We start from the raw sequence: 19,981 nt of genomic DNA, 5'->3' as shown, positions 1-19,981 counted from the left end.
GGGGGAACGTGACATGCATCTGACCCCAGCTGACACCGAGAAGCTGCTCCTCGCCGTCGCCGGCATGGTCGCCCGCGACCGGTTGGCCCGCGGCGTCCGACTCAACTACCCCGAGTCGGTCGCGCTGCTCTCCACGTGGGTCATCGAGCGGGCCCGCGAGGGCCGCACCGTCGGCGACCTCATGACGGCAGGACGCGAGGTCCTCACCCGCGAACAGGTCATGCCCGACGTCGTCGACATGCTCGTGGACGTCCAGGTCGAGGCGACGTTCCCGGACGGGCGGAAGCTCGTCACCATCCATCAACCGATCGCCTAGGAGCACAGGTGTCGACACAGTCGCAGGGGCCGGGGGCCGTCCGCACCGCCGAGGGGACGCTGGTGCTCAACGCCGGTCGCGAGTCCAGGCAGATCGTCATCGTCAACACCGGCGACCGTCCGGTGCAGATCGGCTCGCACATCCATCTCCCGGACGTCAACGCCGGGCTCGCGTTCGACCGTGACCTCGCGGCCGGGTTCCGCCTGGACATCCCGTCGGGCACGTCGCGACGGTTCGAGCCCGGAGCTTCGCGCGAGGTGACGATCGTCCGCCTCGGTGGGCGCGGGGTCGTCCCCGGCATCCAGATCCGGCCGGAGGTCTGAGCCGTGGAGATCACGCGCAGTGAGTACGCCGCCCTCTACGGCCCGACGACAGGTGACCAGGTCCGCCTCGGCGACACCGACCTGTGGATCCAGGTCGAGGAGGACCTGACCTTCGGCGGTGAGGAGGCGGTCTTCGGTGGCGGCAAGTCCATCCGGGAGTCGATGGCGCAGGGCGGCACGAGCCGCGCCGAGGGAGCCGTCGACACGGTGATCACGAACGCCCTCGTGCTGGACCACTGGGGCATCGTGAAGGCCGACGTCGGCATCCGCGACGGACGGATCGTCGCGCTGGGGCGCGCGGGGAATCCTGACATCGCCGACGGCGTACACCCGGAGTTGCTGATCGGGCCCTCCACCGACGTGATCTCCGGCGAGGGCCGGATCCTCACCGCGGGGGCCGTCGACATCCACGTCCACTTCCTCTCCCGCTCCCAGCTGCACGAAGCACTCGCGACAGGTGTCACCACGGTCGGCGGCGGTGGCACCGGTCCGTCGGAGGGATCGAAGGCGACCACCGTCACGCCGGGCGCGTGGCACCTGCAGACGGTCCACCGCGCCCTGGACTCGCTGCCGCTCAACATCCTCCTGATGGGCAAGGGCAACACCGTCTCCGCGGCCGGTCTGGCCGAGCAGGCGCTGGCGGGCGCCGGCGGCTACAAGGTCCACGAGGACTGGGGAGCGACCCCGGCCGCCATCGACGCCTCGCTGCGGGCGGCGGACGAGTTCGGCCTCCAGGTGGCGCTGCATTCGGACTCGCTCAACGAGGCGGGCTACCTCGAGTCGACCGTGGCGGCGATCGGCGGACGGTCGATCCACGCCTTCCACGCGGAGGGCGCCGGCGGCGGTCACGCGCCGGACATCCTCCAGATCGCCTCGCTGCCGCACATCATCCCGGGGTCCACGAACCCGACCCTCCCCCACACCGTCAACACCGTGGCCGAGCACCTCGACATGCTGATGGTCTGCCACCACCTCAACCCACGGGTGCCCGAGGACCTGGCCTTCGCGGAGTCGCGGATCCGCGCCACCACGATCGCGGCGGAGGACATCCTGCACGACATGGGCGCACTCTCGATCACCTCCTCCGACGCCCAGGCGATGGGCCGGATCGGCGAGGTCGTCACGCGCACGTGGCAGGTGGCACACCTGATGAAGGCCCGCCTCGGTGACCACTACGACCTCGGCGGCGGGCCAGCCGACAACCTCCGCGCCAAGCGGTACGTCGCCAAGTACACGATCAACCCCGCGATCGCCCACGGGATGGCCCATGAGGTCGGCTCCGTCGAGGTCGGCAAGCTCGCCGACCTCGTCCTCTGGGACCCGCGCTTCTTCGGCATCCGCCCGGAGGTCGTGCTCAAGGGTGGCGCGCTGGTGTGGGGAGCCCTCGGGGACCCGAACGCCTCGATCCCGACCCCGCAGCCGCAGCTCATGCGGGAGACGCTCATCCACCCGGCCGACGGCGCGGGGGCAGACCACTCGGTCACGTTCGTCGCCCCGGCAGCCCTGGCCGACGGACTGGCGGACCGGCTCGGCCTGCGCCGCAGGCTCTCGCCGCTCAGCGACTCACGCAGCCTGACCAAGGCCGACATGGTGAACAACTCGGCGACACCGGACATCCGCGTCGATCCCGAGACCTTCGCGATCGCCATCGACGGGGAGACGGTCGCTCCTGCCCCGGCCGACCGCCTGCCCCTCGCCCAGCTCTACACCCTCTTCTGACGTGCCGGGACCCACCATGGCGGCCGACCTCCTCCTCATGCTCCTCGCGGACGCGCGCCTGCCGGTCGCCGGCCACACGCAGTCCGCCGGGCTGGAGCCGGCGGTGCTCGGCGGTCTGACGTCAGCGGGCGTGCCCCTCTATCTCGGGGCCCGGCTGGACACCGTCACCCGCGTGGAGGCCGCGACTGCGGTCGTGGCGCTCCACCACCTCCGTCAAGCGATCTCGCTCGAGCCGGTCACCGCCGCGTGGGCGGCGCGTACGCCCAGCCAGGCGCTGCGCCACGTCTCGCGCACGCAGGGGCGCGCGCTGCACCGACTGCTGCGCCGACTGTGGCCCGAGCATCCGGCCGTGGTCGCGGTCGGTGGCGCGACTGCTCCGCGGGCCGTCGTACTGGCGGCGGCAGCCGATGCAGCAGGGCTCAGCCCGGCCGCGCTGGCGCGGCTGGTCGGCTACGACGACGCGCAGACGGTCGCGGCGGCTGCGCTGAAGCTGTTGCCGATGGACCCGGCCGACGCGACCGGGTGGGTGCTCGACGCCCTTCCGCTGATCGAGGACCTCGCGGCCGACGTCGCCGCGCTGACCGAGCCCGGGGACATCCCGGCGTCCGGTGCACCCCAGTTCGAGGCATGGGCGCAGGCCCATGCCACCGCCACGAGGAGGCTCTTCAGTGCTTGACCACGCGCACACCCCGCATCCGCTCCACCCGATCCGCGCCCTCCGCCTGGGGGTCTGCGGCCCGGTCGGCACCGGCAAGAGCTCGCTCATCGCCATGCTCTGCCGCGAGCTGGCGGCCGAGCTGCGGATGGGTGTCGTCACCAACGACATCTACACCGACGAGGACGCCCGCTTCCTCCGCTCGGCCGGCGTGCTCGACCCTGAGCGCATCCGCGCCGTCGAGACCGGCGCCTGTCCCCACACCGCCATCCGCGACGACATCACCGCCAACCTGATGGCGGTCGAGGAGCTCGAGGCCGACTTCGACCCGCTCGACCTCGTGTTGATCGAGTCAGGTGGGGACAACCTCACCGCGACCTTCTCCCCCGCGCTCGTCGACGTCCAGATCTTCCTGATCGACGTGGCCGGTGGTGGCGACGTCGCCCGCAAGGGCGGTCCCGGTATCAGCCGGGCCGACCTCCTCGTGGTCAACAAGACCGACCTGGCGCCGTACGTCGGCGTCGACCGTGACCAGATGGTCGTCGACGCCACACAGGCCCGCGCCGGCGGCCCCGTGATCGCGTTGTCGCGCACGGACCCGGCCTCGGTCGCCGAGCTGGTGGGCTGGGTGCTCGCGCAGCTCAAGCGTCACCTCGACGGTGACCTGATCCCGCTCGACCCGGGCCCGATGGCGCCTCATTTCCACGCGGAGGACGGCGTCACCCATGCCCACGAGCACAGCCACTGAGCAGGTGGTGACGGCGACCTCGATCTCCGTCACGCGCCCCGAGGAGGGCGGCCGGGTCAGCGTGGTCCACCGCGCGCTGGGCGGCCCCGACCGCCCGGTCATCCGGCCCGTCGTGCTCACCAGCGACACCGACGGCGCCCGAGTCTCGCTCGTGCCGGAGGGTGCCCTGCTCCTCGCCGGCGACGTGGTCCGCCTCGACATCGAGGTGGGCCCGGGTGCGACACTCGAGCTCATGGAGCCGGCCGGCACCGTCGCCTACGACATGCGCGGCGGCTCGGCCTCGTGGGACGTGCACATCCACATCGCTTCGGCCGGTCGCCTGGTCTGGCACGGTGAGCCGTTCGTCGTCGCCTCCGGTGCCGTCGTACGCCGACACACGACCGTCACGCTCGGCCAGTCCGCCCGTCTCGCACTCCGGGAGACGCTCGTCCTCGGCCGCCACGACGAGACCGGTGGCAGGGTGGACCAGCGCCTCGAGGTGGTGACCGAGGGCGGCCAGCCGCTGCTCGTGGACGCGCTCGACACGACCGGCCACCCGCTCGCGTGGGGCGACCACCGCGCGATGACCTCCGTGCTGATGCTCGGTGCCGACCTCGAGGAGACGGTCGGCGGGACGCGGTTCGAGCTCGAGGCAGGCGGCATGCTCGTCCGCTCACTCACCGGCGAGGCGCACACCGCCGAGCTGCGCTCCCCGTGGCAGGCGGCCGTTGCGGCCACCCTGCGCAAAGCGTCACCGTGACCTTTCGCGTGGTCGGTGACCCTTCTGAACGGTCACTCACACCCCAAAAGGTCACGGTGACCCTTTGCGGCGGGGCCTCAGACGGCCCGGGCGATCTGCTCCTGCACCTCGAACTCGAGCCCGCGGGCTGCGGCGAGGTAGACGTCCTGGTTGAGCAGGTTGCCGTCGAGCCGGACGAGCCCTCGCGGGCCGTCGTAGAAGGTGCCCGACGACATCGCGCCCACGTCCGCGACAGCCACGGAGCCGCACGTCTTGCCCAGCCGGGCGAGGAAGAGGATCGCCTCGTAGCAGGACTCACCGACCGCGTTGAGTGCCGGTGCCCAGCGGCCGTAGCGCGCGTAGTACGCCTCGGACAGCGCGCTGCTCTCGACCGTGTCGAGACCGTCGAAGTAGGCCGCGGCGGCGTAGAGGTTCTCGTGGGCGCCGGCACCACCGCCGAGCAGGGTGTTCTCCTCGACAGCGGGACTGAGGCGGGCCAGGCGGTCGGAGAGCCCGAAGCGGGAGAACTGCCGGTTGAAGTGCACGGCGTCCTGGCCCATCAGCAGCATGATGACGCCGTCGGCGCCGGCGGAATCGAGCTCGGTGAGCACCCGCGAGAAGTTCGTGGTGCCGAGCGGGACGTAGGTCTCGCTCACCACGCTGGACGGGCCGTCCTGGAGGGCGACCCTCGCGGTCGCGCCGGTGACCCGCGGGAAGACGTAGTCGTTGCCGACGACGGCCCAGCGTCCCACGCCGAGCTGCTCGCGCATCCAGTGCGCCGCCGGGAGCAGTTGATTGATCGGCCGTTCCCCGAGCATGAAGACACCGGGGGTGTCGTCGCGGCCCTCGTGCATCGCCGCGTAGGCGTAGACGACCTTTCCGCCGATCCGCCGTGTGATCGCCTGCCGCACCGCCGAGATGTGCCAGCCGGCGACGGCGTGGACGCGCCCCGAGTCGACCAGCGCGCCGACCTCGGCGGCGACGACGTCGGGCTCGCGCCCGCCGTCGACGACGACGAGCTCGACCCGCTTCCCCAGGATCCCGGACGCGGAATTGAGCTGTTCGACCGCGAGCTCGCCGCAGGCCAGGCACGAGGGACCGTAGATGCCGGTCGGCCCCTGGAGCGGCACGACGAACGCGATCGGCAGCGTCTCCGGCATCGGCACCTCCCCTGCTGGACGGGCCGAAAACTCGGCCTTGAATCGGTGGGTGCACCGAGCTTAGGCTGCATTAGTTCCGAGTGGGAGCATCAATTCTGGTTGGAACATGACCGAAACACCGGCGTAATCCGCCGCTTGGGAGGCGAACTCATGAGTGAGAGCACGGTCAGCGACGTCGGGGTCACGACCGGCGAGCCGGCGAGCCTGACACTGCTGCTCAAGCGCTCCGAGGACGCCCTGCACCGACGCCTCCAGGCCACGCTCGACGGCGAGGGTCTCCTGCTCGAACAGTGGCAGATCATGGCCGTGCTTTTGGCGCGTCCCGGGCTGCGGATGAGCGAGATCGCCGACGCGGCCGTCGTGCCTCCCGCGACCCTCACCCGCCATATGGACAAGCTCGTCGAGCGCGCCATCGTCGTCCGGCGGATCGACCCCGACGACAAGCGCCGCGTCGTCGCCGCGTTGTCACCGCGAGGTGCGAGCCTCGCCCGGCGCCTGAGCGAGGTCGAGCAGTCGATCGAGACGGCCCTTGCGGACGGCCTCGGTCACGAGCGCTACGAGGCGCTGGCCGCAGAGCTCCGGCTGATCCCGCACCTCTTCGACTGACAGTCAGTCCTCGAGGCCGCTGTAGGCCACGACCCCGCGCTTGAGCAGGTCGACCGCGTCGCGTGCGTTGCGGCGGATGGTGCTGTCCACCGTCGCGTTGGCGACCTGGCCGCAGAGATCGATGAGCTGCTTCATCCAACGGACGAAGTCACCGGCGGCGAGCTCGATCTCACCGAGCACCTCGTCGAGGTCGTCACCCTCGGCCCAGCGGAAGGCGGCGTACGCGAACCCGAGGTCGGGTGGGCGGAGGAAGTCGAGCTTGTGCTCGCGCTCGAGCGCGTCGAGCTCCGCCCACACCTTCACGAGCGCGGCGATGGCGTCCTTGGCCCGTCCACCGGGCAGGCGCGGCGACGAGGCATCGTCGGCACGACGGGCCTCGAAGACGAGGATCGACAGCACGGCGGCGAGCTCGGAGGGTCGCAGCCCGTCGAGGAGCCCGTGGCGGAGCGCCTCGGCGGCGACGAGGTCGAGCTCGGAGTAGAGCCGCATCAGCGGCATGCCGAGCTCGGTGACCTCCTGGTCGCCGGACTCCGTCCGCTCGGTCAGGTAGCCCAGTGCGGTGAGCACGTCGCAGACCCGGTCGAACTGGCGGGCCACGGTGTTGGTGCGTGACTCGACACGGCGCTCGAGCGTCTCGGCATCGCGGTGGAGCTTGAACCAGCGCTCCGCCCAGCGGGCGTGGTCCTCACGGTCCGGGCAGCTGTGACACGGGTGCGCCTTGAGCTTCGTCCGGAGCGAGGCGATCTCGGCCTCGACGCCGGCCGGCACCGACGCCTTCGCTCGACCGGCGGGAGTGTGGCCGCCGCGCGGCAGGCCGCCGGTGCGTTCCCGGAGTTGGGCCGCGAGGTCACGCCGTGCCTGCGGGTTGCGGCCGTTGAAGCTCTTCGGCACACGCAGCCGGGTCAGCGCGGCGACAGGCGTCTGGAAGTCCATCATGGCGAGCCGCCGGGCCTGCCGGTCCAGGGTGACGACGTACGGACGTGGGTTGTCGGGCTCGAAGCCGGGGTCGATGACGACGGCGAAGCCGGCGAACTTCCCGTTGGGCACATCGATGACGTCGCCCGGCTTCAGCTTCCCGAGCGAGGCGACGATGTCCTCACGCTGGTCGAGGCGCCGGGCACGTGACGCACTCTTCTCCACCTCGGAGATCCTCCGACGCAGGGCGGCGTACTCCATGAAGTCGCCCTGGTCGCACGTCGCCGCCTCCTTGTAGCCCTCGAGCGCGTTCTCGGCCTTGGTCAGCTGGCGCGCCAGCCCGACGACGGCCTTGTCGGCCTGGAACTGGGCGAAGCTCTGCTCGAGCAGCTCACGTGAGCGCACCCGGCCGAACTGCCGGACCAGGTTGACCGCCATGTTGTACGACGGCCGGAAGCTGCTCCGGAGCGGGTAGGTGCGGGTGGAGGCAAGACCAGCGACCTCTGCCGGGTTCATCCCCGGCTGCCACAGGACGACGCCGTGGCCCTCGGTGTCGAGGCCTCGCCGCCCGGCGCGGCCGGTGAGCTGGGTGTACTCCCCCGGCGTCAGGTCGGCGTGGGTCTCGCCGTTCCACTTGGTCAGCTTCTCGATGACGACGGTGCGGGCGGGCATGTTGATGCCGAGGGCGAGGGTCTCGGTCGCGAAGACGACTTTGAGCAGCCCGCGGACGTAGAGCTCCTCCACGACCTGCTTGAAGGCGGGGAGCATGCCGGCGTGGTGGGCGGCGATGCCGCGGGTGAGGGCGTCGAGCCAGTCGTGGTAGCCGAGCACGTGCCGGTCCTCGTCGGGCAGGTCCGCGCAGGCCTCCTCGACGAACTCGAAGATGGCGTCGCGCTCATCGGCATTGGTGAGCTTCACGTTCGCGGCCAGGCACTGGGTGACGGCCGCGTCGCAGCCGACCCGGCTGAAGATGAAGACGATGGCGGGGAGCAGCCGCATCCTCTCGAGCTGGTCGATCACGTCGACCCGGCTGGGGATCCACACGCGGCGGCCGTTGCCGACCTGCCTGCCACCCTGGCCGGGGCGCTTGTCGCGTGGGCTGCGGCGGTCCCTGATCCGGCTGGAGGCCCAGTCGTCGCGGGCGACGCGGAGCAACTCACCGTTGACCGGCGCGCCCTCCTTCACGAAGCCGGCCGACGCGTCGACGTCGGAGGAGGCGAAGAGGTCCATGATCCGCTTGCCGACCATGACGTGCTGGTAGAGCGGGACCGGCCGGCGCTCCTCGAGGATCGTCGTCGTCTCGCCCCGGACCGTGCCGAGCCACTCGCCGAACTCCTCGGCGTTGCTCACCGTCGCCGACAGGGAGACCACGGTCACCGACTCGGGCAGGTGGATGATGACCTCCTCCCACACGGCACCGCGGGAGCGGTCGGCGAGGTAGTGCACCTCGTCCATCACGACGAAGCCGAGGCCCATCAGGGTGCCGGACCCGGCGTAGAGCATGTTGCGCAGGACCTCGGTCGTCATCACGACGATCGGCGCCTCGCCGTTGATCGTGTTGTCGCCGGTGAGCAGACCGACCTTGTCCGGGCCGTAACGGGAGACGAGGTCGTGGTACTTCTGGTTCGAGAGCGCCTTGATCGGCGTCGTGTAGAACGCCTTGCGTCCGGTCGCGAGGGCGAGGTGGATCGCGAACTCCCCCACGATCGTCTTGCCCGAGCCGGTCGGCGCGGCGACGAGGACGCCCCGGCCCTCCTCGATCTCGTGGCACGCCCGGATCTGGAAGTCGTCGAGCTTGAAGTTGTACGCCGACGCGAAGTCCTTGAAGACCGGATGCCCCTTCTCCCGCCTGAAGGCCGCGTACCGCTCGGCCGGCGAGAGCTCGTCCGCTGCGTCCGTGCTCATGGGCACCAACCTACCCGGGTGTGCGCAGGTCAGGGCACGTAGACCGAGAGCGCGGCGGGGACCGCCTCGATGGTCATCGGCAGCTCCCCGAACCGCTCGCCGTCGGCGTACGTCGTCACCGAGGGGGTCGCCGAGATCGTGACCGACCTGGCCCGGACCCGTTCGAAGATCGGGTTGTCGACGTGCGAGCCGTCGTTGACGGTCGGGAAGAAGCGCAGCAGCGTGAGCCGCGAGACCGGCTTGACGAGGCAGACGTCGAGCATCCCGTCGTCGAAGGAGGCGCCGGCCGCGATCCGCATCCCGCCACCGAAGTAGTCGGTGTTGGCGACCGAGACGAACATGGCCTCGCGGGTCTGCTCCACGCCGTCGAGCGACAGTGTGTAGCGGATGGGAGTGAAGCGCGGGAGCTCCAGCAGGACTGCGGCGGTGTAGCGCAGGTTGTTCCGAGGCCACGCCAGCCCGTTGCCCCGCTCGGTGACGACCGCGTCGAAGCCGGTCGCCAGGATGGTGAGGAACCATCGGTCGCCCGCACGGGCGAGGTCGACCCGCCGCGTCGACCCGGCCAGGATCACGTCGGTCGCTGCGGCGGCGTCGGTGAGCGGCAGACCGAGCGCCCGCGCGGAGTCGTTGCCGCTCCCGAGCGGGATGATGCCCAGCGGTACGACGGTGCCCCCGAGCGCCTGGACGGCGAGGTGGACCATGCCGTCCCCGCCGAGCACGATCACGCCGGCGATCGAGCCCCGTCCAACGTCGAGTGCAGTGCGCAGACCAGCGGCGGTGGCCTCCGGTGTCTCCCCATGGACCACCTGCACAGTGGCACCCGAGCGGGCGAGCCGGTCACGCACTCCGGCGAGCACGTCCGCGCTGCGGCCGCGGCCCGAACGTGGGCCGGGGAGGAGCAGGTACCTCACAGCGGCGAGAGCTCGTCGTCGGCCCACTGGTCGGTGGCGTCCTTGCGGCGTCCCTTGGTCCGGTCGACGAGGTGGGCGATCACCTCGGCGATGCCGAAGAGCACGAGCATCGGGATCGCGAGCATCAGCATCGAGAACGGGTCCGTCGAGGGCGTCGCGACGGCGGCGAAGATCATCGTGCCCATCACGATCCACGGGCGTGACTTCGCCAGCCGCCTGCCCGAGACGATGCCGGCGAGGTTGAGCAGGATGACGAAGAGCGGGATCTCGAACGCGATGCCGAAGACGAGGAGCATCCGCACGATGAAGCTGAAGAAGTCACCGAACTCGACGAGGTTGGTCGCCTTGAGCGGCGTGAATCCGACGAGCACCTGGATGCCCTTCGGCAGCACCCAGTAGCCGACGGCGACACCGAGCAGGAAGAGCGGCCCGGCGATCGCGGCGAAGATCCGGCTCCACTTCCGCTCGCTCTTGTGCAGGCCGGGCAGGAGGAAGCGCCAGATCTCCATGAGCCACCACGGGCTGGCGGCGATCAGCGCCGTGACGCCGCAGAGCTTGAGCTGGATGGCCAGCGGCGCCGTAACGCCGGTGAAGACGAGCTCGCTGGAGACCTTCTCGCCGAGGTGGTCCATCGCCACCTCGTAGGGGTGCGCGATGACGTCCAGCAGGCGGTTGTAGAAGAAGAGTGCGACGATGAAGAGGACGATCCAGATCAGGACCGAACGGATCAGGCGGGCGCGCAGCTCACGGAGGTGGTCGGAGAGGGCCATCCGGCCGTCCGCCCCCACCGGGTGGTGAGGGGTGCCTCGCAGGAGCTCGACGATGCCGCCGATCGTGCGACCGACCGACACGAATGAGACCCTGCGTCAGTTGGCGGTGTCGTTGAGCTTGGCGCGCTCGGCGTCGAGCTCGGCCTGCTTCGCGTCGAGCTCCGCCTTCTTCTGCTGCACCTCGAGCGGCGCGACGTCGTCATCGTCGTCGTCGGTGAGGCCCTTGGTCTCGGCCTTGAAGATGCGCAGGGCGCGTCCGGTGCCACGTGCCAGCTCCGGCAGCTTGGTGGCGCCGAAGAGCAGCACGAGCACCAGGAGGATGAGGATGAGCTCCTGGGTGCCGAGGCCGGCGATGAGCGGGGTCATGAGTAGCTCCTGCGTATGTGGACGTCTGGATAACTCTACTGCCGGTCGGCGTAGAGCGCGCGGGTACGGGTGAGTGCTTCTCGATACATCTGGTCGTACGCCGCCGGCTCGATGATCCGCACGTGCGGCGCGGCACGCAGCGCGAGCCGGACGAGCCAGCGCGGCTCGGCCACCGGGAGGTCGGCCTCGACGCGGCCGTCGCCGAGCTCACGGACCTCGCCCGTCGGGTAGTACTCGGTGATCCAGCGGGCCTCGGGAGCCAGCTCGACGGTGGCGACGGTCGCTTCGGAGCCGAGGAGGTCGTCGACGAGGTCACGTACCGGCGCCTCGGAGCTGATCGGCTCCTCCAGCACGTGCGCCTCGCGGATCCGGTCGATCCGGAACCAGCGTGGTGCCTCGGCCGAGTGGCACCAGGCGTCGAGGTAGACCGCCTCGTGGGCGCGGCTGAGCCGGTGCGGGTCGACGATCCGCACCGACTCCTCGTCACGTGAGGGCACGTGGTAGGTCAGCTGCACCTGGCGGCCGTTCCGGATCGCCTGGGCGAGCGTCAGCTCGAGCTTCGCGAGCTCGGCGTCGGGCGCCTGGCCCGGGTGAACGATGGGCGCGGACTCCGCGGCGGCCGCCTGCTCGAGCTTGGCGAGCGCGCGGTCCACGACCTCCCGGGTCTCCTCACCGGCGCTCTCGCGCAGGGCGCGGAGCGCCACGATGAGCGCCGTCGCCTCGGTGGGCGTGAGCTTGAGCGGTCGGGCGAGGTAGTCGGCGTTGTCGATCCGGATGATCCGGTCGCCGCCGGGCTCCTCGAGGGCGTCCATGTCGACGTCGATCAGGTCGTCGGGCAGACCGCCTGGCAACCCGCACATCCACAGCACCTTGAGGTCCTTGGTCAGCTGCCGCTCGGTGACGCCGAGCATCCGCGCGGCCTCGGACAGCCGCACCTCCTGGTGGGAGTGGAGGTAGGGCACCAGCGCCAGCAGGCGCGCGATCTGGTCCTTCGAGCCGTACGACGTCGTCATGCCGGTCATGGGGCGGCCTCCGTCAGTCGTCGCACAACCTCATCCCGCAGCTCTGCGGGCTCGACCACGAGGACGTCCGGACCGTGGGAGAGCACCTCGGCGGCGAGGTCGTTGCTGGTCTGGCTGAGGACGACGCGGTCCCAGCGGTCGTCGGTCGGGCCGTCGACGCCCTCGGTGACCTGGGCGTGGCGGCGCAGCGCGTGCCCGGTGCCACGGCGGACCAACAGCGTGGCCTCGATCGGCGCGACGGGCGGCGCCAGCCGGCGGACGATGTCACCGGCGTCGACACCCGCGGGCCGGGCGTAGCTGCCCGGCTCGCCCGTGGGACGCGGTTCGCCGATCACGCGCGAGAGTCGGAAGACACGCTCCTCGCCCCGGTCGGTGTCCAGTCCGACGACGTACCAGCGGCCGGAGGAACGGACGACGCCCCACGGCTCGAGGTGTCGCTCGACCGGCTCCTGGCCGATGCGGCGGTAGTCGAACGCCACCGGAGTGCGGGTCCACGCCGCGTCGATGAAGGCCTCGTACGACGGCTCGTCGGCGCCCAGCCGCGGCAGGACGAGGTCGAGCGCTCCCAGGTCGACCGAGTCGTCGGTGCTGTCGGGGCCGTCCGCGGCGAGCTTGCGTCCCGCCTGCCCCGCCGCCTGGGCGAGCCCGGCGTGGTCCCAGACCCGCGTGGCGACGGAGACCACCGCCGCCTCGTCAGCGTCGAGGTTCACCTCCGGAAGCTGGAACTGGTCCGGCGGGATCCGGTAGCCGGGCTCGTCGTCGAAGAAGGCGTCGTCGGTGCCGACCTCGACCGGCACTCCGAGGCTACGGAGCTCCTCCTTGTCGCGCTCGAACATCTTCTCGAACGCCTCGTCGGAGGTGTCGGGATAGAGCGCGGCGCGGATCTTCTCCTTGCCGACGTACCGCTTCTGCACGAGCAGCATGATGAGCAGGTTCATCAGGCGCTCGGACTTGGCGGCGGACATGACTACGTCCCGGTCACTGTCCGGTCGTGGCGTCCGCCGAGGGCGACGCGGAGGCGGAGGCGGCCGGCGTGGCGCTCAGGACGTCGATGACGAAGTAGAGCGTGCTGTTGGCCGGAATGGCGGCGTTGGACGTGTCGCCGCCGTAGCCCAGGACCGGCGGGATCTGCAGGACGATGCGGCTGCCGACCTTCACGCCGGTGAGGCCGTAGGTCCAGCCCTTCACGACGCTGCTGAGGGCGAACTCCGCCGGGGTCTTCGTGTAGGACTCGTCGAACGGCTTCTTCGCGCCGTAGACCATGCCGAGGTAGTTGACCTTGACCGTGTCGTCGGCGGTGACGGTCGCACCCGAGCCCTGCTTGATCGTCGCCCGGAGGAACGGGCCGCTGGTCGGGTCGGGCTTGGTGAGACCCGTGAAGTCGAGGCCGGTGACCTTGCCCTTCTTCTGCACGACGGACGGCACCTTGTCCGGCGTCGTGTCGGTGGGCTTCGTGACCGCCTTGGAGATGACGTCGACGATGATCAGGAGCGGGTCCTCGTTGGCGATGCCGAGGTCCGTGTTACCGGCGTCACCGAAGACGTCCGACGCGCTGGCGATCGCGGCCTGCCGGCTACCGATCTTGGAGCCGACGAGAAGCTTCTCGAACACCTCGGAGAGGGACTTCGAGTCCGCGGTCAGCACCTCGGAGGCCTTGTTGTCGTAGTCGCTGTAGGACTGCTTCTTGCTGTAGCCGTCACCGAGCCAGATGTAGGCGTTGACGGACTCACCCTTCTTGACGACGTCACCCGAACCCTCGGTGAGGGTCTTGGTGTCGGTGGACTCCACCGTCGACATCTGGCCCTTCCACTTCACCGTGGGGGCGGTACCGGGGGTTCCGGAGATGCTCACGGCGTCCCAGCCGTCGATGGTCTTGTCGCCCAGCCCGACGGACTTCTCACTGCCACAGGCGGAGGCGACGAAGGCGAGCGGGACAAGGAGTGCGGCGAGGCGCTTGGCGTGAAACACGCGGGTCACAGTAACGGGCGTTCCTGAAAGAACTCACATGGAGTCGATCAGTCGCTGCACGCGCTCGTCGTACGCCTTGAACGGGTCCTTGCACAGGACCGTCCGCTGGGCCTGGTCGTTGAGCTTGAGGTGCACCCAGTCGACGGTGAAGTCGCGGCGGCGCTCCTGGGCGCGGCGGATGAACTCGCCCCGGAGACGGGCGCGGGTGTTCTGCGGCGGTACCGACTTGGCCTCGAAGATGGCGAGGTCATTGGTGACCCGGGCGACCGCACCCTTCTTCTCCAGCAGGTAGTAGAGACCGCGACCGCGGTGGATGTCGTGGTAGGCGAGGTCGAGCTGTGCGACGCGCGGGTGGCTGAGCGGGAGGCCGTGCTTCGCCCGGTAGCGCTCGATCAGCTTCCACTTGATCACCCAGTCGATCTCGCGCTCGACGAGGCTGAGATCGTCCGACTCGATCGCCTTGAGCCCACGCTCCCAGAGGTCGAGCGCCTGCTCGATGACCGGGGTCGAGAGTTGGCGGCGGTCGACGAAGTCGCGCGCCTTGGAGAGGTACTCCGCCTGGATCTCCAGCGCGCTGGCCTCGCGACCGTTGGCGAGCCGGATCTTCCGACGCCCGGTCATGTCGTGGGCGATCTCGCGGATGGCGCGGATCGGGTTCTCCATCGTGAGGTCGCGCATCACCACGCCCTCCTCGATCATCCGCAGCACGAGGTCGGCCGAGGCCACCTTGAGCATCGTCGTCGTCTCGGACATGTTCGAGTCGCCGACGATGACGTGGAGCCGGCGGTACTTCTCCGCGTCGGCGTGGGGTTCGTCCCGGGTGTTGATGATGGGCCGCGACCTCGTGGTGGCCGACGAGACGCCCTCCCAGATGTGCTCGGCGCGCTGGCTCACCGAGTACGACGCCCCCCGCGGTGTCTGCGTCACCTTGCCCGCACCGACGAGGATCTGCCGGGTCACCAGGAACGGGATGAGGATGTCCGCGAGGCGGGAGAACTCGCCACTGCGGCTGACCAGGTAGTTCTCGTGGCAGCCGTAGGAGTTCCCGGCCGAGTCGGTGTTGTTCTTGAAGAGGTAGATCTCTCCCTGGATCCCCTCGTCGTGCAGCCGCTGCTCGGCGTCGAGGAGCAGCCCCTCGAGGGTCCGCTCCCCCGCCTTGTCGTGCGTGACGAGCTCGACGACGTCGTCACACTCCGGCGTCGCGTACTCCGGGTGCGAGCCAACGTCGAGGTAGAGCCGGGCCCCGTTGCGGAGGAAGACGTTGCTCGAGCGGCCCCAGCTCACGACCTTGCGGAAGAGGTAGCGGGCGACCTCGTCGGGACTGAGCCGACGCTGGCCCCGGAACGTGCACGTGACGCCGTACTCGTTCTCGATCCCGAAGATCCGGCGCTCCATGTCGTGACCCTACTCCGGACCTGTTACGCCAGCAGGCCAACGAGTCGGCTCGGCGTGAGCCGGACGAACTTCCGTTGCTGGACCCTGGTCCTGTCGAGCACGGCGACCTCCAGGTCGGCATGCGCGATGGAGCGGTCCTCGGACTCGGTGTGACCCAGGGCCGCCACGGCGAGCTTGAGGGCGCTGCCGAGGTCGAGGCCCTCGGTGAAGCGCTCCTTGAGGTAGTCACCCACCACGTCGGCCGCACCGCCCATGACGGCGTAGCCCTGCTCGTCGGCCACCTGCCCGTCGTAGGTGAGGCGGTAGAGCTGGTCGCCGGCCGCGGTGGTTCCGATCTCGCCGACGAAGAGCTCGACCTCGTAGGGCTTCTCGGCGCCGCTGGAGAAGATCGCGCCCAACGTCTGGGCGTAGGCGTTCGCCAGGCCGCGGCCGGTCACGTCACTGCGGTCGTAGGAGTAACCGCGCATGTCGGCGAGCCGCACTCCGGCGATGCGCAGGTTCTCGAACTCGTTGTAGCGACCGACCGCCGCGAAGGCGATCCGGTCGTAGAGCTCGGAGACCTTGTGCAGCGCCGCGGACGGGTTCTCCGAGGCGAAGAGGATGCCGTCGGCGTAGTGCACGGCGACGACCGAGCGACCGCGGCTGATGCCCTTCCGCGCGAAGTCCGCGCGGTCCTTCATCTGCTGCTCGGGACCGACGTAGAACGGAGTGGCCATCAGAGCTCACCTCCCAGCGAAGCCTTGGGACCGTTGGGCTCCGACATCCGACCGCCCACCACCCGGTCGGCGACCTCGCCGACCTCGGCGTCGGACAGGCGACGGCCGCCCTCACCCGTGATGACCTGGATGACCGGGAAGATCCGACGGGTCAGGTCGGGACCACCGGTGGCGGAGTCGTCGTCGGCGGCGTCGTACAACGCCTGCACGACCGCTTCCACCGCACCGGCCTCGTCGAGGTCCTCGCGGTAGAGCTTCTTCAGCGCTCCGCGGGCGAAGAGCGAGCCGGAGCCGACCGAGTGGAAGCCGTGCTCCTCGTAACGGCCGCCCGTGACGTCGTAGGAGAAGATCCGGCCGACGTGACGCTCCAGGTCGAACCCGGCGAAGAGCGGCACCACGGCGAGGCCCTGCATGGCCATCCCGAGGTTGTTGCGGATCAGGGCGGCGAGGCGGTTCGCCTTGCCGTCGAGACTGAGGACGGAGCCCTCGATCTTCTCGTAGTGCTCGAGCTCGACCTGGAAGAGCTTCACCATCTCGACGGCGAGACCCGCAGTGCCGGCGATGCCGACGGCGGAGAACTCATCGGCGGGGAAGACCTTCTGGATGTCGCGCTGCGCGATCAGGTTGCCCATCGTGGCCCGGCGGTCGCCGGCGAGCACGACGCCGCCGGCGAAGGTGGCGGCGACGATCGTCGTGCCGTGCGGCGCCAGGTCGGCACCGCTCGTCGCCGGCAGGTCGCGGCGTCCGGGCACGAGCTCAGGGGCGTGGGAGGAGAGGAAGTCGGCGAAGGAGGAGGTGCCCGGCGCCATGTAGGCGCTGGGGATTCGTGCGTCCGACAACTGTCACTGCCCACCCTTCTGGATGAACGACTTCACGAAGTCCTCGGCGTTGGTCTCGAGCACGTCGTCGATCTCGTCGAGGATGTCGTCGACGTCGGCGTCCAGGGACTCCTTGCGCTCGGCAAGATCGGTCTCCGGCGCGTCCTGGACCTCTTCGATCTCCTGGTCGGACTTCGAAGGCTGCTTCTGCTCCTGTGCCATGTGACCCAACCTAGCCCGTAGAGCCAGTGAGCGCAGCGAACAGCTCCGCTGCGGACCCGACACGCTCCATCAGCTCACCGACGTGGGCCTTCGTGCCGCGCAGCGGGTCGGTGGTGGGGATCCGCTGGAGTGAGTCCCTGCCCGGGAGGTCGAAGATCACGGAGTCCCAGGAGGCCGCCGCCACCTCGCGCGGGAAACGCGTCAGGCACTGGCCGCGGAAGTAGGCCCGCGTCTCGGTGGGCGGCTCGTGGACCGCAGCGTCGACCGTGGCGTCGTCGAGGAGGCGCTCGATCCGTCCGGCCTTCACCAGCCGGTGGTAGAGGCCCTTCTCCGGCCTGATGTCGCTGTACTGCAGGTCGATGAGGTGCAGCTTGGCGTCGTCCCAGTCGAGCCCGTCCCGGTCGCGATAGCCCTGCAACAGCTTGAGTTTCGCCACCCAGTCCAGCTCGGCGGCGCACTCCATGGGGTCCCGCTCCAGGCGCGTGAGCACCGACTCCCAGCGCGCGAGCACGTCGCGGGTCTGGTCGTCCGCGTCGGCGCCGTACCGGTCGTCGACGTACTTGCGCGCGAGGTCCAGGTACTCCATCTGGAGCTGGACGGCCGTCATCGTCCGACCGTCCTGGAGCGTGATCAGCTCACGCAGCGTCGAGTCGTGGGAGACGGCACGCAGCGCCGCGACCGGGCCCTCGACGGCAAGGTCGCGCGTGAGGAAGTCGTCCTCGATCATGGCCAGCACCAACGACGTGGTCCCCACCTTGAGGTACGTCGACACCTCGGCGAGATTGGCGTCGCCGATGATCACGTGCAGCCGGCGCCAGCGCTCCGGATCGGCGTGCGGCTCGTCGCGGGTGTTGATGATCGGCCGCTTGAGCGTTGTCTCGAGTCCGACCTCCACCTCGAAGAAGTCCGCGCGCTGGCTGAGCTGGAAGCCGTGCGTGCGGCCGTCCTGCCCGATGCCGACGCGCCCTGCGCCGGTGACGACCTGACGGCTCACGAAGAACGGCGTCAGGTGCTTCACGATGCTGGCGAACGGGGTCGAGCGCCGCATCAGGTAGTTCTCGTGGGCGCCGTAGGAGGCGCCCTTGTTGTCGGTGTTGTTCTTGTAGAGCGCGATCCGCGGGCTGCCCGGCAGCTGCGCCGCCAGCGTCATGGCACGGCGCATCACCCGCTCCCCCGCCGTGTCGAAGCGGACGACGTCCAGCGGTGTCGTGACCTCCGGCGTGGAGTACTCCGGGTGGGCGTGGTCGACGTACAGCCGGGCACCGTTGGTGAGGATCACGTTGGCGAGGCCGAGGTCCTCGTCGGTGAGCTGGCTCGGGTCGGCGACCTGGCGGGACATGTCGAAGCCGCGGGCGTCGCGCAGCGGCGACTCCTCCTCGAAGTCCCAGCGCGCCCGACGGGCCTCGAGGGCCGCGGTGGCATAGGCGTTGACGATCTGGGAGGAGGCCACCATCGGGTTGGCATGGGGGTTGCCGGCGACCGAGATGCCGTACTCCACCTCGGTGCCCATGACCCGGATCACGCTCATGCCTCCAGCCTAGTCCGGGGGCGGCTCGCTGCCCCCGGCCCGCGCCGCGCGGCTCTCGGCCTCGGGGCCGCCCGTGAACAGTCCCTCGGTCTCGGTCGTGAGCCTGCGATAGACGCGGGCCTCGGACTCCACGAGCTCCATCCGGGAGCGCGGGAGGCCGTCAGGGTTGTGCCGCTGCATCCAGGAGACCATCCGCTCGCGGACCAGGCAGCGCAGGTCGAAGAGCGTCGGGGCGTCATGGGCGGTGACCAGGATCCGGATGCGGACCATCGCGCCGATGGTGTCGGTGACCTGGAGGACCTGGACGCGACCGTCCCAGAGGTCGGTGCCGGCCAGGACCCGCGAGAGCTCCAGGCGCATCCCGTCGGTGTCGACGCGCCAGTCCACGTCGAACTCGACGGAGCCGAGGAGTTCGGAGGTGTGGCGGGTCCAGTTCTGGAAGGGGTTCTGGGAGAAGTACGTCGACGGGAGGATCAGTCGCCGGTCGTCCCACAGCCGTACGACGACGTACGTCAGCGTGACCTCCTCGATCCAGCCCCACTCGTCCTCGACGATGACTGCGTCGTCGATCCGCAGGGCGTCGCTGAAGGCGAGGGTGATGCCGGCGAAGACGTTGCTCAGCGTGGACTGGGCGGCGAGACCGACGATGACAGAGAGGATGCCGGCCGAGGCGAAGAGGCTGGCGCCGACGGAACGCACCGCCGGGAAGGTCATCAGGATCGAGCAGATCGCGACGATCACGACGACGGCGACGGTGAGCCGGCGGAGCAGGAGGACCTGGGTGCGCATCCGCCGGGCCGCAAGATTGTCGGGGATGTCGGTGCGATGGCGGTTGAGGCTGCCGTCCTCGAGGTAGACCAGGACGGCGGCGACGAACCATGCCAGCACCAGGATGAGTGCGATGCGCAGGCCCCGCTGCAGTAGCGGCCACCACGCGGCGGTGTCGGCCGGAGCGGTACGGGCGGCGACGACGGCGGCGACGGTGACCAGCAGAGCGCGATAGGGATGTCGCGCCGCTTCGTTCAGCCGCGGGCCTCCCGTCCAGTGCCGGCAGAGCCACCGGAACAGGAGATATCCGAGCAGGCCGACGACGGCCGCGGTCGCGAACGCGGCCACCAGGGCCTGGAAGAAGTCCATCCAGGTCACGGTTCTCAGCATGGGCGGGTGGGTACCCGCCCATGCTGGTTCTCTACAGGTCGA

Annotated in this window: 21 protein-coding genes; 7 read left to right on the top strand and 14 right to left on the bottom strand. The window is 70.0% G+C overall.

The genetic code is table 11. From position 1 onward, the window contains the following. The first annotated feature begins 13 nt into the window (after window positions 1–13). The 6 genes from LH076_RS07980 to LH076_RS07955 are packed head-to-tail and all read left to right on the top strand — an operon-like array spanning window position 14 to window position 4,500. Window positions 14–316, top strand: coding sequence for an urease subunit gamma (locus tag LH076_RS07980; protein ID WP_227783447.1), 303 nt, complete (start codon window positions 14–16; stop codon window positions 314–316). A gap of 8 nt (window positions 317–324) precedes the next feature. Beyond that, a complete protein-coding gene (gene ureB / locus LH076_RS07975; RefSeq protein WP_227783446.1) occupies window positions 325–639 on the top strand; it encodes an urease subunit beta in 315 nt (104 codons plus the stop codon). A gap of 3 nt (window positions 640–642) precedes the next feature. Beyond that, complete coding sequence (locus LH076_RS07970) at window positions 643–2,358, top strand: urease subunit alpha (RefSeq protein WP_227783445.1); 1,716 nt, start codon at window positions 643–645, stop codon at window positions 2,356–2,358. 1 nt (window position 2,359) lies between these two features. Then, window positions 2,360–3,034, top strand: coding sequence for an urease accessory protein UreF (locus tag LH076_RS07965; RefSeq protein ID WP_227783444.1), 675 nt, complete (start codon window positions 2,360–2,362; stop codon window positions 3,032–3,034). Then, the gene (ureG, locus tag LH076_RS07960) at window positions 3,027–3,761 is read left to right on the top strand and encodes an urease accessory protein UreG (RefSeq protein ID WP_227783443.1); all 735 of its coding nucleotides are present in this window, start codon (window positions 3,027–3,029) and stop codon (window positions 3,759–3,761) included. Before LH076_RS07965 ends, ureG begins: the two co-directional genes overlap by 8 nt. Beyond that, a complete protein-coding gene (locus tag LH076_RS07955; protein ID WP_227783442.1) occupies window positions 3,739–4,500 on the top strand; it encodes an urease accessory protein UreD in 762 nt (253 codons plus the stop codon). Before ureG ends, LH076_RS07955 begins: the two co-directional genes overlap by 23 nt. A 77-nt stretch (window positions 4,501–4,577) precedes the next feature. Here the strand turns inward: LH076_RS07955 and LH076_RS07950 are convergent, their stop codons facing one another. After that, window positions 4,578–5,639: a substrate-binding domain-containing protein gene (locus LH076_RS07950; protein ID WP_227783441.1), complete on the bottom strand. Its 1,062-nt coding sequence runs from the start codon at window positions 5,637–5,639 to the stop codon at window positions 4,578–4,580. A gap of 150 nt (window positions 5,640–5,789) precedes the next feature. On the opposite strand from LH076_RS07950, the gene LH076_RS07945 reads away from it, so the two are divergent. After that, on the top strand, window positions 5,790–6,245 hold the full coding sequence (locus LH076_RS07945) for a MarR family winged helix-turn-helix transcriptional regulator (RefSeq protein WP_227783440.1): 456 nt from the start codon (window positions 5,790–5,792) through the stop codon (window positions 6,243–6,245). A 3-nt stretch (window positions 6,246–6,248) separates the two neighbouring features. On the opposite strand, the gene LH076_RS07940 is transcribed toward LH076_RS07945, so the two are convergent. The 13 genes from LH076_RS07940 to LH076_RS07880 are packed head-to-tail and all read right to left on the bottom strand — an operon-like array spanning window position 6,249 to window position 19,918. Beyond that, the gene (locus LH076_RS07940; protein WP_227783439.1) at window positions 6,249–9,065 is read right to left on the bottom strand and encodes a DEAD/DEAH box helicase; all 2,817 of its coding nucleotides are present in this window, start codon (window positions 9,063–9,065) and stop codon (window positions 6,249–6,251) included. Window positions 9,066–9,094: 29 nt separating this feature from the next. Beyond that, window positions 9,095–9,976 carry a diacylglycerol/lipid kinase family protein gene (locus LH076_RS07935; RefSeq protein WP_227783438.1) on the bottom strand — a complete coding sequence of 294 codons (882 nt, stop codon included), beginning with the start codon at window positions 9,974–9,976 and terminating at the stop codon, window positions 9,095–9,097. After that, complete coding sequence (gene tatC / locus LH076_RS07930; protein ID WP_227783437.1) at window positions 9,973–10,827, bottom strand: twin-arginine translocase subunit TatC; 855 nt, start codon at window positions 10,825–10,827, stop codon at window positions 9,973–9,975. Before tatC ends, LH076_RS07935 begins: the two co-directional genes overlap by 4 nt. A 15-nt stretch (window positions 10,828–10,842) precedes the next feature. Beyond that, window positions 10,843–11,112 (bottom strand): twin-arginine translocase TatA/TatE family subunit, encoded by a 270-nt coding sequence (gene tatA / locus LH076_RS17010; protein WP_415753267.1) that lies wholly within the window; start codon window positions 11,110–11,112, stop codon window positions 10,843–10,845. A 35-nt stretch (window positions 11,113–11,147) separates the two neighbouring features. After that, window positions 11,148–12,134 (bottom strand): helix-turn-helix transcriptional regulator, encoded by a 987-nt coding sequence (locus tag LH076_RS07920; protein ID WP_227783436.1) that lies wholly within the window; start codon window positions 12,132–12,134, stop codon window positions 11,148–11,150. After that, window positions 12,131–13,099 carry a helix-turn-helix transcriptional regulator gene (locus LH076_RS07915; protein WP_227783435.1) on the bottom strand — a complete coding sequence of 323 codons (969 nt, stop codon included), beginning with the start codon at window positions 13,097–13,099 and terminating at the stop codon, window positions 12,131–12,133. The genes LH076_RS07920 and LH076_RS07915 overlap by 4 nt, the downstream gene beginning before the upstream one ends. Window positions 13,100–13,112: 13 nt before the next feature. After that, window positions 13,113–14,102, bottom strand: coding sequence for an FKBP-type peptidyl-prolyl cis-trans isomerase (locus LH076_RS07910; protein WP_227783434.1), 990 nt, complete (start codon window positions 14,100–14,102; stop codon window positions 13,113–13,115). Window positions 14,103–14,135: 33 nt separating this feature from the next. Continuing rightward, on the bottom strand, window positions 14,136–15,497 hold the full coding sequence (gene pafA / locus LH076_RS07905) for a Pup--protein ligase (RefSeq protein ID WP_227783433.1): 1,362 nt from the start codon (window positions 15,495–15,497) through the stop codon (window positions 14,136–14,138). 23 nt (window positions 15,498–15,520) lie between these two features. Next, window positions 15,521–16,213: a proteasome subunit alpha gene (prcA, locus tag LH076_RS07900; protein WP_227783432.1), complete on the bottom strand. Its 693-nt coding sequence runs from the start codon at window positions 16,211–16,213 to the stop codon at window positions 15,521–15,523. Continuing rightward, entirely contained in the window at window positions 16,213–17,052 is an 840-nt protein-coding gene (gene prcB, locus LH076_RS07895) for a proteasome subunit beta (RefSeq protein WP_227783431.1), read from the bottom strand. Before prcB ends, prcA begins: the two co-directional genes overlap by 1 nt. A gap of 3 nt (window positions 17,053–17,055) precedes the next feature. Beyond that, a complete protein-coding gene (locus tag LH076_RS07890; protein WP_227783430.1) occupies window positions 17,056–17,253 on the bottom strand; it encodes a ubiquitin-like protein Pup in 198 nt (65 codons plus the stop codon). A gap of 10 nt (window positions 17,254–17,263) precedes the next feature. After that, window positions 17,264–18,781 carry a depupylase/deamidase Dop gene (gene dop, locus LH076_RS07885; protein ID WP_321573736.1) on the bottom strand — a complete coding sequence of 506 codons (1,518 nt, stop codon included), beginning with the start codon at window positions 18,779–18,781 and terminating at the stop codon, window positions 17,264–17,266. Between the two features lie 9 nt (window positions 18,782–18,790). Next, window positions 18,791–19,918: a mechanosensitive ion channel family protein gene (locus tag LH076_RS07880; protein WP_227783601.1), complete on the bottom strand. Its 1,128-nt coding sequence runs from the start codon at window positions 19,916–19,918 to the stop codon at window positions 18,791–18,793. Window positions 19,919–19,981 lie beyond the last annotated feature (63 nt).

Source organism: Nocardioides sp. Kera G14, assembly GCF_020715565.1.
Taxonomy (GTDB): domain Bacteria; phylum Actinomycetota; class Actinomycetes; order Propionibacteriales; family Nocardioidaceae; genus Nocardioides.
This window is presented reverse-complemented; position numbering and strand designations above follow the sequence as displayed.

Excerpts from the sequence above, each read along its gene's own strand:
- LH076_RS07915 (WP_227783435.1), bottom strand. The coding sequence starts at position 13,099 with ATGTCCGCCGCCAAGTCCGAGCGCCTGATGAACCTGCTCATCATGCTG.
- LH076_RS07890 (WP_227783430.1), bottom strand. The coding sequence starts at position 17,253 with ATGGCACAGGAGCAGAAGCAGCCTTCGAAGTCCGACCAGGAGATCGAA.
- pafA (WP_227783433.1), bottom strand. The coding sequence starts at position 15,497 with ATGGAGCGCCGGATCTTCGGGATCGAGAACGAGTACGGCGTCACGTGC.
- LH076_RS07945 (WP_227783440.1), top strand. The coding sequence starts at position 5,790 with ATGAGTGAGAGCACGGTCAGCGACGTCGGGGTCACGACCGGCGAGCCG.
- LH076_RS07920 (WP_227783436.1), bottom strand. The coding sequence starts at position 12,134 with ATGACCGGCATGACGACGTCGTACGGCTCGAAGGACCAGATCGCGCGC.
- LH076_RS07980 (WP_227783447.1), top strand. The coding sequence starts at position 14 with ATGCATCTGACCCCAGCTGACACCGAGAAGCTGCTCCTCGCCGTCGCC.
- prcA (WP_227783432.1), bottom strand. The coding sequence starts at position 16,213 with ATGGCCACTCCGTTCTACGTCGGTCCCGAGCAGCAGATGAAGGACCGC.
- LH076_RS07950 (WP_227783441.1), bottom strand. The coding sequence starts at position 5,639 with ATGCCGGAGACGCTGCCGATCGCGTTCGTCGTGCCGCTCCAGGGGCCG.
- dop (WP_321573736.1), bottom strand. The coding sequence starts at position 18,781 with ATGAGCGTGATCCGGGTCATGGGCACCGAGGTGGAGTACGGCATCTCG.
- LH076_RS07940 (WP_227783439.1), bottom strand. The coding sequence starts at position 9,065 with ATGAGCACGGACGCAGCGGACGAGCTCTCGCCGGCCGAGCGGTACGCG.
- tatA (WP_415753267.1), bottom strand. The coding sequence starts at position 11,112 with ATGACCCCGCTCATCGCCGGCCTCGGCACCCAGGAGCTCATCCTCATC.
- LH076_RS07955 (WP_227783442.1), top strand. The coding sequence starts at position 3,739 with ATGCCCACGAGCACAGCCACTGAGCAGGTGGTGACGGCGACCTCGATC.
- LH076_RS07880 (WP_227783601.1), bottom strand. The coding sequence starts at position 19,918 with ATGGACTTCTTCCAGGCCCTGGTGGCCGCGTTCGCGACCGCGGCCGTC.